We start from the raw sequence: 13,996 nt of genomic DNA, 5'->3' as shown, positions 1-13,996 counted from the left end.
GAGTAAATATGATCGCGAGATTAATCGATTTTTTATTGTGTCGTTTTGCCTCTTTTATTACAGGTGTTCGACCTCAAGCAGCGATAGCTGAACAATCTTCAGAAGGGCATCGTGTCTATTTTGCTAATCATAACAGCCATGGTGATTTCATCTTACTTTGGATTTCATTACCTTATGAAGTGAGAAAACAAACTCGCCCTGTCGCAGGCAAAGATTATTGGACGAAAGGCGCAATTCGTCGTTTTCTAGCCAATAAAGTGTTTAATATGTTACTGATTGAGCGTAATAGCCAAGATCCACAAGCGGCAATACGACAAATGAGTGAAGCATTGGAGAATGATTCACTTATTCTTTTCCCTGAAGGAACCCGTAAAACGGATGATGATTTGCCTCTCCAACCCTTTAAAAGTGGTTTGTATTATCTAGTAAAAGAAAATCTTGATTGTGAATTTGTCCCAGTTTGGATTAGTAATATGAATAATGTTTTACCAAAAGGCTTTATTTTACCAATCCCGTTGTTATGTGATCTTTATGTCGGTGAACCATTAAAGCTTGGGACAGATGAGACTAAAGGTGAATTTTTAGCACGCGCTCAATCGGCATTATTAAGTTTAAACATCAGTGAAAAAGGCAAATCTTAGGAGTAAATGATGACGGAAATATGGCAACTCTTCGGTGGTTTATTTATCGCCTTAATTTTTGCTTCCACAGTGGGATATATTTTAAAACGCAGATCGGGCGTGGATACACCAAATAGCGTTATTGATAACCTAAATGCACGCATCAATGCCTGGTGGGTGATGATAGGGATTATCTTTATTGCGAGCTTATTGGGCTTTTATGGCGTGATTGTGCTCTTTTTGATTATTTCATTTATGGGATTGCGTGAGTTTCTTTCTCTATTGAATATTCGTCGAGGCGATCATCTTGCACTTGCAGCCTGTTTTTATGTGATCTTGCCATTGCAATATTTTTTAGTCGCCATTAATTGGTTTAGTATGTTTACTATCTTCATTCCAGTATATGGCTTCTTATTTTTACCGATTCTTTCAGCATTACTGGGTGACCCAGCGAATTTCTTAGACCGTTCTACGAAAATTCAGTGGGCATTGATGATTAGCGTATTCTGTATTTCACATATCCCGGCCTTACTGACACTTGATATTTCAGGTTATGAAGGAAAAAATCTTCTATTAATGATTTTCTTAATCTTGGTGGTACAGTCTAGCGATGTGTTGCAATACGTTTGGGGTAAACTCTTCGGCAAACATAAAATTGCGCCAACCTTGTCTCCATCCAAAACAGTAGAAGGCTTTGTTGGTGGGGTATTAAGCGCAAGTTTATTAGGTATGCTACTTCATTGGATGACACCATTTAATGCATGGCAGGCGTTTTTAATGAGCATGTTAATTTGCTTAATGGGATTCTTAGGTGGACTCGTGATGTCAGCAATGAAACGCAGTATGGGTGTGAAAGACTGGGGGAATATGATCAGTGGCCATGGTGGTATTTTAGATCGTATGGATTCGCTTTGTTTCTCCGCACCAATTTTCTTCCATGTTGTGCGCTATTTCTGGGCTTAGTCATAAATCATGAAATAAAAAAGAGCGGTTAATTAACCGCTCTTTTTTATTATTGCTGATAAGTTTCTAAGAATCGTGCTAGTTTGCCAATCGCTTCTTCTAATTGGCCGGTATAAGGGAGTGTCACCACACGGAAGTGATCTGGCGAGTGCCAGTTAAAGCCTTTACCATGAACTAAAAGCACTTTCTCTTTACGTAGTAAATCGAGTACAAATTTTTCATCACTATGAATGTTGAATTTTTTGATGTCGAGTTTCGGGAACATATACATTGCCCCCATTGGTTTTACGCAGCTAACACCAGGGATTTGAGTGAGCAACTCGTAGGCTTTATTACGTTGCTCAAGTAAACGACCGCCAGGTTGAATAAATTCATTAATGCTTTGATAGCCACCTAATGCCGTTTGAATGGCGTGCTGCATTGGTACGTTTGCACATAAACGCATGGACGCCAACATATCCAAGCCTTCAATATAGCCTTTTGCATGTTGTTTTGGACCATTTAAAATCATCCAACCTTGACGGAAACCTGCAACACGATACGCTTTTGATAAACCATTGAATGTAATCGTTAATACATCTGGTGCAAGGGCGGCGATATGATGGTGGACAGCACCATCGTAGAGAATTTTGTCATAAATTTCATCCGCAAAAATAATCAGATTATTTTCACGAGCTACTTCGATAATTTCTTCGAGCAATGCTTTACTGTATACCGCACCAGTCGGGTTATTTGGGTTGATCACCACGATAGCTTTAGTTTTGGCATTGACTTTCGCGCGAATATCATCAATAGCAGGGAACCAGCCCGCTTCTTCATCACATAAATAATGTACCGCTTTTCCGCCAGAAAGCGTTACAGCCGCTGTCCATAACGGATAATCTGGCATTGGGACTAATACCTCATCACCATCATTAAGAAGGGCTTGCATTGACATGGTAATTAATTCAGACACACCATTCCCGATGTACACATCGTTTACCGTTGAATCATGAATACCTTTGGATTGGTAGTATTGCACGATAGCTTTACGTGCTGAATACAAGCCTTTAGAGTCACAATAACCTTGTGCAGAAGGTAAGTTGCGGATGACATCTACTAAAATTTCATCTGGCGCTTCAAAGCCAAATGGGGCAGGGTTACCGATATTCAGTTTTAAGATTTTGTTGCCTTCTTCTTCTAGGCGTAAAGCTTCTTTGTGAACCGGTCCGCGAATATCGTAGCAAACGTGTTCTAATTTGTCTGATTTTGGAAATGAGCGCATTAATAACATCCTATGATAATTAGATTTTCATTCAAAAATTACGTCTAATTTACGCTTAAATTCTTATCTTGAAAAGATTTAATAAAAAAATTTTTTGAAAGTATTAAAGTGCGGTAGAATATGGGCTAATTTTTTGTGTATTTTATTATTTTTCATGGGCCCTTTAGAACAAGCTAAATCTGCGCTAATTCGCCAATTTGACGCTTTGGCGACAACGGATCTGCAAGCATCTATTGTACATCTTCAAACGAAGGTGGAATCGGATGTTGATCTTTTGGCGTGGATGAAAGGGCAGCCAGTCTATCCGCAATTTTATTTGCGTTTTCGTGATGAAGCTAAAACCGTCGCTGCCGTGGGGAAAGTGCGGTCATTTTCAGATGTGAATTTGGCACAGCAATTTATTCAAGAGCACGATTTCCCTTTAGTGGGCGGTTTACAGTTCCAAGGTGAAAGTCAGTTTATTTTGCCTCAAGTTTTAATTGAACAGCAAAATAGTGAGACCGTGGTTTCTGTGTTTGTTGAGACAGATAAGCTTGATTCGGCAAAAGTGGTATTAAATACGTTTGAAAAAATGACCGCACTTTTACCGCTTAATCAATTAACTATTGAAAGTGTAGAGCCAAAAGCGAATCAAGGTATGTGGTGTGATTGGGTCAACCAAGCGCTTAATCGAATTCGACAAGGGGAGTTAACCAAGCTTGTCTTAGCAAATGAAACGGTGTTTCGCATTCATGGCGAATTAAACGGAAAAGATTTTCTTGCTGCAAGCCAAGCAAAAAATAGCGGTTGTTACCATTTTCTATGGGCAGATAACGCCCAAAACTGTTTTGTAGGCTCAACACCAGAGCGCCTGTTTGCACGAGATAATCGTCTGTTATTTACGGAAGCCCTTGCGGGCACTGCTCCTGTTAGTGATAATCCGAGTGAAAATAATGAACGTGCGAATTGGTTGCTAAATGATGAAAAAAATCTCAATGAAAACTGGTTGGTAGTTGAGGATATTTCACAAAATATCAGTCACTTAGTGGAACAAATTACCGTTGATGATGTCGCATTAAAGCCATTACGAAAAGTGCAGCATTTGATTCGAAAAATGCAAGCGAAATTGACCGCACTTTGTACGGATGCAGATTTATTGAAAGCGATCCATCCAACAGCAGCGGTGTCAGGCTTACCGCAACAACAAGCGAAGAAAGCCCTGACTGAAATTGAAACTTTTGATCGTAGTTGGTATGCTGGAACGTTAGGCTTGATGACCCAAAATCTCTCGGAATTTTGTGTCACCATTCGTTCGGCTTTTATTGAAGAAAATCAAGTGCGTGTATTTGCTGGAGCCGGTATTGTGGAAGGCTCACAACCTGTAGAAGAGTGGTTGGAAATTGAACGTAAAGCGGCAGGGCTCATTTCCCTGTTTGCAGAGAATAACGGAGAATAAGAAGAATGTCTGTAAGCGTATTTAATCGTTGTTGGTCAAAGGTGATCTTAGAAACCTTGGTTCGCCAAGGGGTTAGTCACTTTTGTATTGCGCCAGGTTCACGATCAACACCTTTAACGCTAGAAGCTGTGCGTTTACAAAATGCCTCTCGAGCAACTTGCCATAGTCACTTTGATGAACGAGGCTTAGGCTTTTTTGCTTTGGGGATTGCGAAATCTACGCAAGCGCCTGTTGCTGTGATTGTTACCTCAGGCACTGCTGCAGCCAATTTATATCCCGCGATTATTGAAGCTCGCCAAACAGGCGTGAATTTAATTATTCTTACCGCTGATCGTCCACCTGAATTATGGGAATGTGGTGCGAATCAAGCGATCGTGCAACAAAATATGTTTGCGGATTATCCTGTCGCAAGCGTGAATTTACCGAAACCTCAAGCAGATTACGCGGCGAAGTGGTTAATTTCGACATTAGAACAGGCTTGTTATAAACAAAAACAACAAGCCGGCGTGGTGCATATCAATGTGCCTTTTGCTGAGCCACTTTATAATGCGCAAGAACAAGAAATTGACAGCCATCCGTGGTTAATGCCAATTCAGCGTTGGTTAAGTCAGCCTAAAAATTGGGTTGATCATCAGCCATTGCAACAAGAAGTGCTTATGCATGAAAATTGGGATACTTGGCGCACGAAACGAGGTGTTATTGTTGCAGGGCAATTAACCCCAGAACAAGCAATGGGAATTAACTCATGGGCAAATACCATGGGCTGGATTTTGCTCACCGATATTCAATCTGGTGTCGAACCGCTTACCCCTTATGCAGATATTTGGCTAGCAAATCAAACCGTGAAGCAAAAATTGCTTCAAGCAGATATCGTAATCCAATTTGGTTCTCGTTTTATCAGTAAACGTATTAACCAATTCTTAGCGGAATTCCAAGGCGAATTTTGGGTGGTGGAGCAAAGTCAAAATGCAGTCGATCCAAATCACCATATCCAAACTCGCTTTAATGCAAAAGCGCATCATTGGTTGCGTGCACATCCGCCATTGCGTCAAAAACCTTGGTTGCTTGAACCACTCGCACTTTCAAAATTCTGTGCAACTTTTATCGAGCAACAAGTCGGTGGTAATCTTAATGAAGCCTCATTAGCACATCATATTGAGCGTGTGTTACCTTACAACGGTATTTTGTTCTTAGGAAACAGTCTTTTTGTACGCTTGGTTGATGCGTTAACGAAATTGCCAGAAGGTTATCCAATTTTCACCAACCGTGGTGCAAGCGGAATTGACGGTTTATTAGCAACCGCTGCGGGTATTGGTATTGGTTCGAATCAACCTGTAGTGGCGATGATTGGCGATACGTCTACGCTTTATGATTTGAACTCTTTAGCATTATTTAAGAACGTGACTCAACCAACCATTATTTTTGTGATCAATAATAATGGTGGCGCGATCTTTGATATGTTGCCGGTTGATGAAGAGGTAAAAGAACAATTCTATCGCTTGCCACATAATGGTGATTTCTCACAAATTGCGAATATGTTTGGCTTGAAATACGCCTTACCTTACACTTGGGCAGATTTAAGCTCCGTGTTAAAACAAGCTTATACTCGCCGCCGTGCGACATTAATTGAAATCAAAACAAACCCAAGTGATGGTAGCGCAACCTATAAGCGCTTGATTGAACAAATCAGCCACGCGGTTATTGGTGAATAATTTCTTTCCCCTCTTATATAGAGGGGATTTCTTTATATGGCATTATTATGATGAATCTTGTTTTTCTCCACGGCTTATTAGGCACGAAATCAGATTGGCAAAAAGTCATCGAAAATCTACCGCACTTTCGTTGTCTCTCTCTCGATTTACCGTTTCATGGAGAGAATAAAGCTGTAGCGGTTGAAGATTTTGAGCAAACGGCTCAATTTCTTGAAAGCCAAATACAAAGTCTCATAAAAGATGAACCTTATATCCTGATCGGTTATTCACTTGGTGGGCGAATCGCACAATATTATGCACTACATGCTCAAGTGCAAAGAGGCAATTTACAAGCAGTGATTTTAGAAGGGGCGAATTTAGGTTTGCAGTCTGAGCAAGAAAAACAAAGCCGCTTAGTGAATGACAAAATGTGGGCTGAGCGTTTTTTCCATGAAAAGCCTGAAACCGTGCTAGAAGATTGGTATCAACAGCCTGTGTTTTCTCATTTAAATGAACAGCAACGTAAGTCGTTAATTGAAAAGCGAAAAGCGAATTGTGGGGCAAATATTGGTAAGATGTTATTAGCAACTAGCCTTGCCAAACAGCCTGATTTTCGAGAGAAAGTGCGGTCAAGTTTGTTGCCGTTTTTCTATTTTTGCGGTGAGCGAGATCAAAAGTTTCGTCAAATGGCAGAGGATAATAAACTTGATTTAACGCTTATCCCTCATGCTGGGCATAATGCTCATTTAGAAAATTCGACATATTTTGCTAAAAAAATTGAAGATATCATTTTAAAAATTGCTAATCCTTAAGTCCTAAACAACAAAAAAGCTGATGCGTGAACATCGGCTTTTTGTCTTTTAAATGTAGAGAGAGGCTTAACTTTCAGCAATTCCCATCGCACAAACGGCTGCAGAACTCCATGCCCATTGTAAGTTGTAGCCGCCTAACCAGCCGACAACATCCAGCACTTCACCGATAAAATAGAGACCTTTAATCTTTGTCGCCTCCATGGTTTTGGATGAAATCTCATGAGTATCAACACCCCCCATTGTGACTTCAGCCGTTCGGTAGCCCTCAGTGCCATTAGGAATAAATTGCCAGTTGTGGATTAAATTCTCTAAATTTTCTAACCGCACTTTACTCAAGTTTGCGATCACTTCATCTTGAATCAAGCCTTGTTCTAACCAAAGTTCGACTAATTTTTTCGGCAATAAGCGACTTAATACGGTTTTAAGCTGCAATTTTGGCGAAGATTGACGCATCTCATCTAGGTGATGACGAATATCGTTATAAGGCAATAAATCTAAATGAATGCTTTCACCAGGTTGCCAATAATTGGAGATTTGCAAAATGGCTGGGCCAGATAAACCACGATGGGTAAATAGCATTTGATGAGTAAAGGTTTTGTGTTGATTCGTCGCTGCCACATCTAATGAAACACCAGAGAGTGCCGAGTAGAATTTTTCACTTTCTCGCCACGTGAATGGTACAAGGCTTGCACGCGGAGGAATCACATTTAATCTAAACTGTTCTGCAATTTGATAACCAAAAGGTGAGGCACCCAGGCCAGGCATAGAGAGTCCGCCTGTGGCAATAATCAAATTTCGACATTGCCATTCAACTGCATTGACCTTTAATTTGAACCGTACGCTAGGGTTGTTTTCAATGGCTTCAATATCACTGACTTCGCTGCGTAGTTGAATGTTGACACCGTACTTGTCACATTCAGCTCCGAGCATCTTCACAATGTCTTCTGCACCATTATCACAAAATAACTGACCTAATTCTTTTTCGTGGTACGGAATGCCATACTCAGCGACTAAAGCAATAAAATCCCATTGTGTATAACGTTTTAAGGCGGATTTGACGAAGTGTTTGTTCTGGCTGATATAACGGCCAGATGTGATTTCCATATTGGTGAAATTACAGAATCCACCGCCAGACATTAAAATTTTTCGACCAATTTTTTTACCGTTATCAAAAATGGTGACTTGTTTGCCAAGTTTGCCTAACTGGGCGGCACAAAATAAACCAGCAGCACCGGCTCCAATAATGATATTTTCTGAATAATGAGACATAGCTTATTGTGAGGTTTGTCCTTTTTCAAAATAGTCTATCATTTTGATTCGTTGGATGACAGTACGGCGATCCACGGCAGCATTACCTGAATCTAATAATTGCTGCCAATAAGCTTTGGCTTTTTCAGCTTCATGATTTTTAAAGGCTTCAGTCGCCAATAATGTTATCACTGATATTTCATGTTTATCTTGTTTTAACGCCTCATTCATTATTTGCTGGATTTGTGGTGTGATATTTTGACCTGCTTGATAATAAAGTGCGGTTGCTTTTAAGCCTAAAATAGCGGGAGTTGTACCTGAAATTTTTTCTGCATTGCTATAGGCGATGAGCGCATGATCAAATTCATCATTTTGCATATAGGCATCACCTAACTGAGCCCAAAGCTCAGGATTATTCACATCTTCTCGAATTTTATTTTGAATTTTGAGTACCACATCTTCTTTTTGATGCACCATTGGCGTATCCGTTTTTTTATTGGCGAGTTCAATCATCTCTTTTTCACCTTGCTGAACACGCTCAAAACGATCAAGGGAGAAGTAATAACTTAAGGGAAGAACTAATAAAATAGCAAAAACCCAAATCGCAGATTTGGTTTCAAATTTGACCGCACTTTTTTCTTCTTTATGGGCAGTATGAGGTTGATTTTCGAATTGTTTTGGCTCACCTTCTGATTTTTTAGTAGAAAATAAAATTAACGCAAAAGCCCCGATTAATAACAAAATAGGCAATAGCCAGAGTAGTGCCGTATTCCATTGGAAAGGTGGCTTATAGTTCACGAAATTACCGAAACGATCTGTCATTGTGTCGATAATTTGCTGATTCGATTTTCCTTCATCCACCATTTTATAGACTTCAATACGTAAGTCATAAGCAATCGGTGAATTAGACTCAACTAAGTTTTGATTCTGACATTGTGGGCAACGTAAGGATTTTGCCAGTTCAACAGCACGAGTACGATCGGCTTGGTTTTTAAACGCATAGGTATCCACCATTTCTGCGTGAGCAAAAAGGGCAAACGTTAGTAAAAGTGCGGTCAGAAATCGGGTTAATTTTTTCATTTTACTTTTTAGTTAATTCATCAAGTTTTGGTTTGATCTCAGTGAGCCATGTTTCGCGATCCATATAGCCAGAATGACGATAACGGATCATGCCGTGCTCATCGACAACATAGGTTTCTGGGGCTCCATCTACGCCCAATTGCATCGCAAATTCACCACGGCTATCGTCAATAGTGAGTATAAATGGATTGCCCATGTGCTCTAGCATCGCAATGCCATTTTGAGGTTTGTCACGATAATCGATTCCCACAATGGGCACTTCTTTTGAAATTTCCATCAAAAGAGGGTGTTCCTGTTGGCAATAGCCACACCAACTTCCCCACACATTAAGTAGAAAAGGTTTCTTTGGAAAATCTCTCGGGCTGACAATTTGACTCGGTTCAAGCAAATTCGCTTGATAGAATTCCGGCACAGGCTTATCAATGAGTGCAGAGGCAATTTGTTTTGGATCTTTGTGTAAACCAACAAAAAGCAGTAAGCAAATACTCAATAACAAAATAAGCGGTAAAAACAAAATAAACTTTTTATTCATCACGTTTTCTCTTCAAATTGATGGCTGAACATAATGCGCCAAGTGCCATTAAAATGCCCCCGAGCCATAACCAGCGAATAATTGGTTTGTAATGTAAGCGGAATGTGAACTCGCCTTTGCCTAAGTTATCGCCCATAACAATGTATAAATCGCCCCAAAAGCCTGCATCTAACCCTACTTCACTCATGGTCATGGTTCGAACATCATAATAGCGGCGTTCCGGTACAATTTCTGCGTAAGGTTTGCCTTGTTCTGACAGGCTAAAGAAAGCGACTTCGGCGGTAAAGTTTGGTCCAATTTCATTGGAAAAACGATCGTAGTGGAATTCAAATTGACCTAATTGTTGGCTTTGTTGTGGCGCAAGTCTAACACCTAACTCACTGCCAAAGTAACTACTCATCACTGCACCCATTGTGGCAATAGCCACGCCGCAGTGTGCAAGAATCATCCCGAAATAAGCAAGTCTTACTTTTACCCAATTTTGCCATAAGGTGACGAATAATACCCAAATCGCGAGGGTGAGTAATACATAAGCGAAGAAATGGAAACGTAACGCACCATCATTTTGCAGCGCATTCCAAATCATGCCATAAGCAATCACTGCAGCTGGAATAATTAATAACAAGCGTTTGAAAAAGCGTTTTTTATTGGCTTTAAACCAGCCTAAGCAAAGTGTGCCAGCCATAGCAAAAAGCACTAAAGTGAGCAATGGTAAGAAAATGCTATTAAAGTAAGGCGCGCCCACGGAAATACTGCCCCAACTCATGGCTTGGAAAAGCATCGGATAGAAGGTGCCTAAGAAGGTGCTGACGGTGGCAACGGTCAATACGATATTTAAGCCTAAAATTGCCCCGGTTTTAGAAATAAGCGGAAATTTGACCGCACTTTCATTGGTATTTGTGCGTAGGGCAAATAAACTGAGTGAGCCGACAGTCAATAAGAAGAAAATCAGTAATAGCACATAACCACGGGAGCTATCTAAAGCAAAAGCATGAACAGAGGTTAATGCACCTGAACGGACAATAAATGTGCCTAATACACTGAATGCAAAAGCGAGTAGGGAAAAGAGTGTTGTCCAATAGCTGAAAGCACCTTGTTTTTCAGTCACCATTAAGCTGTGTAAAAGCGCAAGACCTAATAACCACGGCATAAGAGAGGCGTTTTCTACTGGGTCCCAGAACCACCAGCCGCCCCAGCCTAACTCGTAATATGCCCACCAGGCACCGAGAACTATCCCTAAGGTTAAGAATAACCAAGAAACGAGCACCCAAGCTCGCATAGCACGTGCGATCGCTTGTGCAGAACGATTAAAGATTAAGGCAGAAATGGACATGGCAAAGTTAACGGCAAAGCCCACATAACCCACATATAACAGTGGCGGATGGAAAATTAAGCCAATATCTTGCAGCATTGGGTTGAGATCTCGCCCTTCCGAAGGGGCAGGAAAAGCACGTCCAAATGGATTAGAGTAGAACAAAATAAAAATAGCAAACCCAAGACAAATTAAGCCGAGTAAAGAAAGGGTTTGAGCAGAAAAAGTGCGGTCATTTTTGCGAGAGAAAAAGGCAAAAGCCACTAACCAAAGACTTAATGTGAAAAGCCAAAATAAAATGGAGCCTTCATGTCCGCCCCAGGTGGCGGCGACTTTAAAAAATGTTGGTAGTTGAGAATTGGAGTGCGCTGCCACGTATTCCAAAGTGAAGTCATCCATTGCAAAAGAGTAGGCAAGAATACTGATTGAAACGCTCGTAAAAATACCGAAGCAATAACTTAATCCCCAAGCTGTGTTGGTGAGAGAGGGTTTATTTCGCCAAATACCAATTTGCGGCACGATGGAAAGTAAGAGCGCCGCGGTGGTGGCAAAGAGTAATGAGAGAAATCCGAATTCGGGGAGCATAGTATTCTTCAGTATTAATGGTTGTATTTGACAAAATAAGGTTAATTTTAAGCATGAAAAACATACGTAAAATTAACCGCACTTTAGTCTTTTAAATAAACAAAAGGCGTATTGTATACGCCTTTTGATTAAATAAGAAGTTTATCCTTACGCAACGGTAAGTTGTCCTGCATACAAGATGAAGTAACGTAAGCAGAGAACCCCGATTAAGTCGAAGATTGACACAAGGATAATAAAGTTCTTGTTGTATTTTAAGTTGTCTTTTACGGCAAGGTTGGCAAGTAGTGGAATTAAGATACCAATTAAGAATACCCCAATCCAGAAGACTGCACCCCAGAAGCCAGATAATGCATTCTGTAAGGCAACCACTTTTTGGCCACCACCAAAATAAAGACCCACGAAGAAACAAACTAATAAACCAAGCTCAGTTACCATGATTGGCACTTCAAATTTATGAATGAAGTGTGATTCATGGCTATCACCTTTTAATTTACCTGCAATTAGGATAAATAAGAAGGTTGCAGCGATACCAGAAGAGGTACCTGAAGCCAAGAATAACGCTGGTAGAACAGGGTTATTTAACATTGGGTAACTGATCAATGCTGATAGTAAGAAACCGGTATAAGCCCCTAGCACAGCGGCTAAGATGAAGAGAATAACCTCTACAGGACCAGTTAAACGTTCTAATACATTGATAATTTTACCGACAAAGCCAAGTTTTGGCATAAAACGTTGGATGAGCGCCATGATATCTTCTTTGAAGATAACTGCACACCAACATACCAAGAACAGCATATAAACTTGGAATAACATTACCCCCATAGACATTACAGAGTTGAATTGATAGTTAAACATCAATTTCCAGAATGTCCAAGGACGTGCCAAGTGGAAAATTAACAGGGTTAAACCAATTAATGTTGGCACAGAACCTAAAACGGCGGCTGCTCTGATAATCCAGTTTTTGCTAGGATTTTCTAATTTGTGACTACGTTTATAAGCAATCGCTAATTGTACCGCACCGGAAGAAATACCAAGTAAGAACAAATAGATAGCGATTGTTGAATCCCACACCAAATTAGGTGTGTGAAACGGAACAGGATAATCTAATGTCATCTTCTTGGCTCCCCGTGTTGGAATGGAATATGGTAGAGATTTGGTTGAGTACCTAATTCCACTTTCGTGCGATAAACCGGTTTTTCTTTCACTTTGCGGGACACTTCGCTGCTTGGGTCATTCATATCACCAAAGGTTAATGCTTTGGTTGGACAAGCTTCTACACAAGCAGGTTGTTTGCCAGCTGCTAAGTTTGTATCGCGACAGAAGTTACATTTATCCGCAGTAAGATGCTCTGGATGAATGAAACGTACGCGATAAGGACAAACTGCGATACAGTATTGGCAACCCACGCAAAGATCTTTAGTTACATCAACGATACCTGTTTCAGGATCAATAAATGATGCACCGGTTGGACAAACAGCCACACAAGGGGCGTTTGTACAATGTTGGCAAGATTGACGGAAAAACTCGTATTCTTGATTTGGGAATTCGCCATAAGGTTCGCTACGGAGAATTTCCAAACGTGAAACGCCTTTAGGAACGTGGTTAGTTTCACGACAAGCATCCATACAAGCGGTACAGCCGATACAAGCTGTTTCGTCGTGTACCATTGCATAGCGTTTCGGTTTATCCGCCTTTTCCTCTTTCGCTAAAGAGGTAACTGATGTCCCCGTCATAAGGATTAATGCCCCCATGCCGGAAACAAAGTTTCGGCGTGAACAAGCTGTCATTATTTATCCTTTTGTTCGGTTGATTGCGTTTGTGATTGTGCTTCTTTTGCCGCTTTGCGTTTTTGTTGTTCGCCGTGGCAATCTACACAAAGTTTCACACGATTTTTCGGTTGAATACCTTTCATCGCATCATCTTTCGGGTGTAATGTGTGGCAGCTTGCACAAGGCAATTTCATTGCGTGAACATCGTGCGCCCAAAGTTTTTCACGAAGTTTTGCTGGTTGGTGACAAGCAAAACAAACTTGGTTTTGTTCTTGTGCTGTGTACATTGGTTTTTTATCACCAAAGATATCGCCATCAAAACGCATCACATCTTTTGCACCACGACGGTGATCTTCCGAAATATTACCGTGACAGTTTACACAGTTAATCGGTTTACCTGTGTTAGGGCTTTTTTGATTTAAGTGTGCGCCGTGGAATTTACCAAAGTGTAATTCACCACCAGATTGATCTAAAGTTTGGTTTTTATCAACTTGGTCAAATTTGTGACATTTCGCACAATATTGGTTTGGATCACGTTGGTTATCCAATTGTGGCTCATAAGTGAGTTGAGAGGCAGGTGTTTTTGCCATCTCTTCCGCACTTGCAGCCATTGGCATTGCCGCAAGCATTGCAAGCAATGCAAGGGATTTTGCCGATTTGCTGATTAAAGAAGTTAAATTCATTC

The 13,996-nt window shown here is 40.6% G+C and carries 13 protein-coding genes; 5 read left to right on the top strand and 8 right to left on the bottom strand.

Going from position 1 to position 13,996, the window contains the following annotated elements:
* Nucleotides 1-8 precede the first annotated feature (8 nt).
* Both QP437_RS00445 and QP437_RS00440 read left to right on the top strand, forming a co-directional pair.
* Complete coding sequence (locus tag QP437_RS00445; RefSeq protein ID WP_285266576.1) at nucleotides 9-641, top strand: lysophospholipid acyltransferase family protein; 633 nt, start codon at nucleotides 9-11, stop codon at nucleotides 639-641.
* Nucleotides 642-650: 9 nt separating this feature from the next.
* Nucleotides 651-1,583 carry a phosphatidate cytidylyltransferase gene (locus tag QP437_RS00440; RefSeq protein ID WP_285266731.1) on the top strand — a complete coding sequence of 311 codons (933 nt, stop codon included), beginning with the start codon at nucleotides 651-653 and terminating at the stop codon, nucleotides 1,581-1,583.
* 49 nt (nucleotides 1,584-1,632) lie between these two features.
* Here QP437_RS00440 and QP437_RS00435 read toward each other — a convergent pair whose 3' ends face one another.
* Nucleotides 1,633-2,847: a pyridoxal phosphate-dependent aminotransferase gene (locus QP437_RS00435; RefSeq protein ID WP_014064045.1), complete on the bottom strand. Its 1,215-nt coding sequence runs from the start codon at nucleotides 2,845-2,847 to the stop codon at nucleotides 1,633-1,635.
* A gap of 154 nt (nucleotides 2,848-3,001) precedes the next feature.
* On the opposite strand from QP437_RS00435, the gene QP437_RS00430 reads away from it, so the two are divergent.
* The 3 genes from QP437_RS00430 to menH are packed head-to-tail and all read left to right on the top strand — an operon-like array spanning nucleotide 3,002 to nucleotide 6,785.
* Entirely contained in the window at nucleotides 3,002-4,282 is a 1,281-nt protein-coding gene (locus QP437_RS00430; protein WP_285266575.1) for an isochorismate synthase MenF, read from the top strand.
* 5 nt (nucleotides 4,283-4,287) lie between these two features.
* Complete coding sequence (gene menD / locus QP437_RS00425) at nucleotides 4,288-5,994, top strand: 2-succinyl-5-enolpyruvyl-6-hydroxy-3-cyclohexene-1-carboxylic-acid synthase (RefSeq protein WP_285266574.1); 1,707 nt, start codon at nucleotides 4,288-4,290, stop codon at nucleotides 5,992-5,994.
* Between the two features lie 47 nt (nucleotides 5,995-6,041).
* Nucleotides 6,042-6,785, top strand: a complete 744-nt coding sequence (gene menH / locus QP437_RS00420) for a 2-succinyl-6-hydroxy-2,4-cyclohexadiene-1-carboxylate synthase (RefSeq protein WP_285266573.1) — start codon at nucleotides 6,042-6,044, stop codon at nucleotides 6,783-6,785.
* 66 nt (nucleotides 6,786-6,851) lie between these two features.
* On the opposite strand, the gene QP437_RS00415 is transcribed toward menH, so the two are convergent.
* The 7 genes from QP437_RS00415 to nrfB form a co-directional block, all read right to left on the bottom strand.
* A complete protein-coding gene (locus QP437_RS00415; RefSeq protein ID WP_285266572.1) occupies nucleotides 6,852-8,054 on the bottom strand; it encodes an NAD(P)/FAD-dependent oxidoreductase in 1,203 nt (400 codons plus the stop codon).
* Nucleotides 8,055-8,057: 3 nt separating this feature from the next.
* The gene (nrfF, locus tag QP437_RS00410; RefSeq protein ID WP_285266571.1) at nucleotides 8,058-9,113 is read right to left on the bottom strand and encodes a heme lyase NrfEFG subunit NrfF; all 1,056 of its coding nucleotides are present in this window, start codon (nucleotides 9,111-9,113) and stop codon (nucleotides 8,058-8,060) included.
* Nucleotide 9,114: 1 nt separating this feature from the next.
* Nucleotides 9,115-9,645 carry a DsbE family thiol:disulfide interchange protein gene (locus QP437_RS00405; protein WP_285266570.1) on the bottom strand — a complete coding sequence of 177 codons (531 nt, stop codon included), beginning with the start codon at nucleotides 9,643-9,645 and terminating at the stop codon, nucleotides 9,115-9,117.
* The gene (gene nrfE / locus QP437_RS00400) at nucleotides 9,638-11,542 is read right to left on the bottom strand and encodes a heme lyase NrfEFG subunit NrfE (protein WP_285266569.1); all 1,905 of its coding nucleotides are present in this window, start codon (nucleotides 11,540-11,542) and stop codon (nucleotides 9,638-9,640) included. Before nrfE ends, QP437_RS00405 begins: the two co-directional genes overlap by 8 nt.
* A 147-nt stretch (nucleotides 11,543-11,689) precedes the next feature.
* Nucleotides 11,690-12,655 (bottom strand): cytochrome c nitrite reductase subunit NrfD, encoded by a 966-nt coding sequence (gene nrfD / locus QP437_RS00395; RefSeq protein WP_014064036.1) that lies wholly within the window; start codon nucleotides 12,653-12,655, stop codon nucleotides 11,690-11,692.
* On the bottom strand, nucleotides 12,652-13,329 hold the full coding sequence (gene nrfC / locus QP437_RS00390) for a cytochrome c nitrite reductase Fe-S protein (RefSeq protein ID WP_065243863.1): 678 nt from the start codon (nucleotides 13,327-13,329) through the stop codon (nucleotides 12,652-12,654). Before nrfC ends, nrfD begins: the two co-directional genes overlap by 4 nt.
* Nucleotides 13,329-13,994, bottom strand: a complete 666-nt coding sequence (gene nrfB / locus QP437_RS00385) for a cytochrome c nitrite reductase pentaheme subunit (RefSeq protein WP_014064034.1) — start codon at nucleotides 13,992-13,994, stop codon at nucleotides 13,329-13,331. Before nrfB ends, nrfC begins: the two co-directional genes overlap by 1 nt.
* Nucleotides 13,995-13,996: the final 2 nt, after the last annotated feature.

Origin of the sequence: Haemophilus sp. UMB1048, from assembly GCF_030218125.1 — a bacterium.
Classification (GTDB): domain Bacteria; phylum Pseudomonadota; class Gammaproteobacteria; order Enterobacterales; family Pasteurellaceae; genus Haemophilus_D.
The sequence above is the reverse complement of the archived record's forward strand: the minus strand, read 5'-3'. Positions and strand labels throughout refer to the sequence as shown.

What these genes read in the sequence shown, in the direction of transcription:
- nrfD (WP_014064036.1), bottom strand. Translation starts at nt 12,655, where the DNA reads ATGACATTAGATTATCCTGTTCCGTTTCACACACCTAATTTGGTGTGG.
- nrfB (WP_014064034.1), bottom strand. Translation starts at nt 13,994, where the DNA reads ATGAATTTAACTTCTTTAATCAGCAAATCGGCAAAATCCCTTGCATTG.
- QP437_RS00405 (WP_285266570.1), bottom strand. Translation starts at nt 9,645, where the DNA reads ATGAATAAAAAGTTTATTTTGTTTTTACCGCTTATTTTGTTATTGAGT.
- QP437_RS00435 (WP_014064045.1), bottom strand. Translation starts at nt 2,847, where the DNA reads ATGCGCTCATTTCCAAAATCAGACAAATTAGAACACGTTTGCTACGAT.
- QP437_RS00445 (WP_285266576.1), top strand. Translation starts at nt 9, where the DNA reads ATGATCGCGAGATTAATCGATTTTTTATTGTGTCGTTTTGCCTCTTTT.
- menH (WP_285266573.1), top strand. Translation starts at nt 6,042, where the DNA reads ATGATGAATCTTGTTTTTCTCCACGGCTTATTAGGCACGAAATCAGAT.
- nrfE (WP_285266569.1), bottom strand. Translation starts at nt 11,542, where the DNA reads ATGCTCCCCGAATTCGGATTTCTCTCATTACTCTTTGCCACCACCGCG.
- nrfC (WP_065243863.1), bottom strand. Translation starts at nt 13,329, where the DNA reads ATGACAGCTTGTTCACGCCGAAACTTTGTTTCCGGCATGGGGGCATTA.
- QP437_RS00430 (WP_285266575.1), top strand. Translation starts at nt 3,002, where the DNA reads ATGGGCCCTTTAGAACAAGCTAAATCTGCGCTAATTCGCCAATTTGAC.
- QP437_RS00415 (WP_285266572.1), bottom strand. Translation starts at nt 8,054, where the DNA reads ATGTCTCATTATTCAGAAAATATCATTATTGGAGCCGGTGCTGCTGGT.
- menD (WP_285266574.1), top strand. Translation starts at nt 4,288, where the DNA reads ATGTCTGTAAGCGTATTTAATCGTTGTTGGTCAAAGGTGATCTTAGAA.
- QP437_RS00440 (WP_285266731.1), top strand. Translation starts at nt 651, where the DNA reads ATGACGGAAATATGGCAACTCTTCGGTGGTTTATTTATCGCCTTAATT.
- nrfF (WP_285266571.1), bottom strand. Translation starts at nt 9,113, where the DNA reads ATGAAAAAATTAACCCGATTTCTGACCGCACTTTTACTAACGTTTGCC.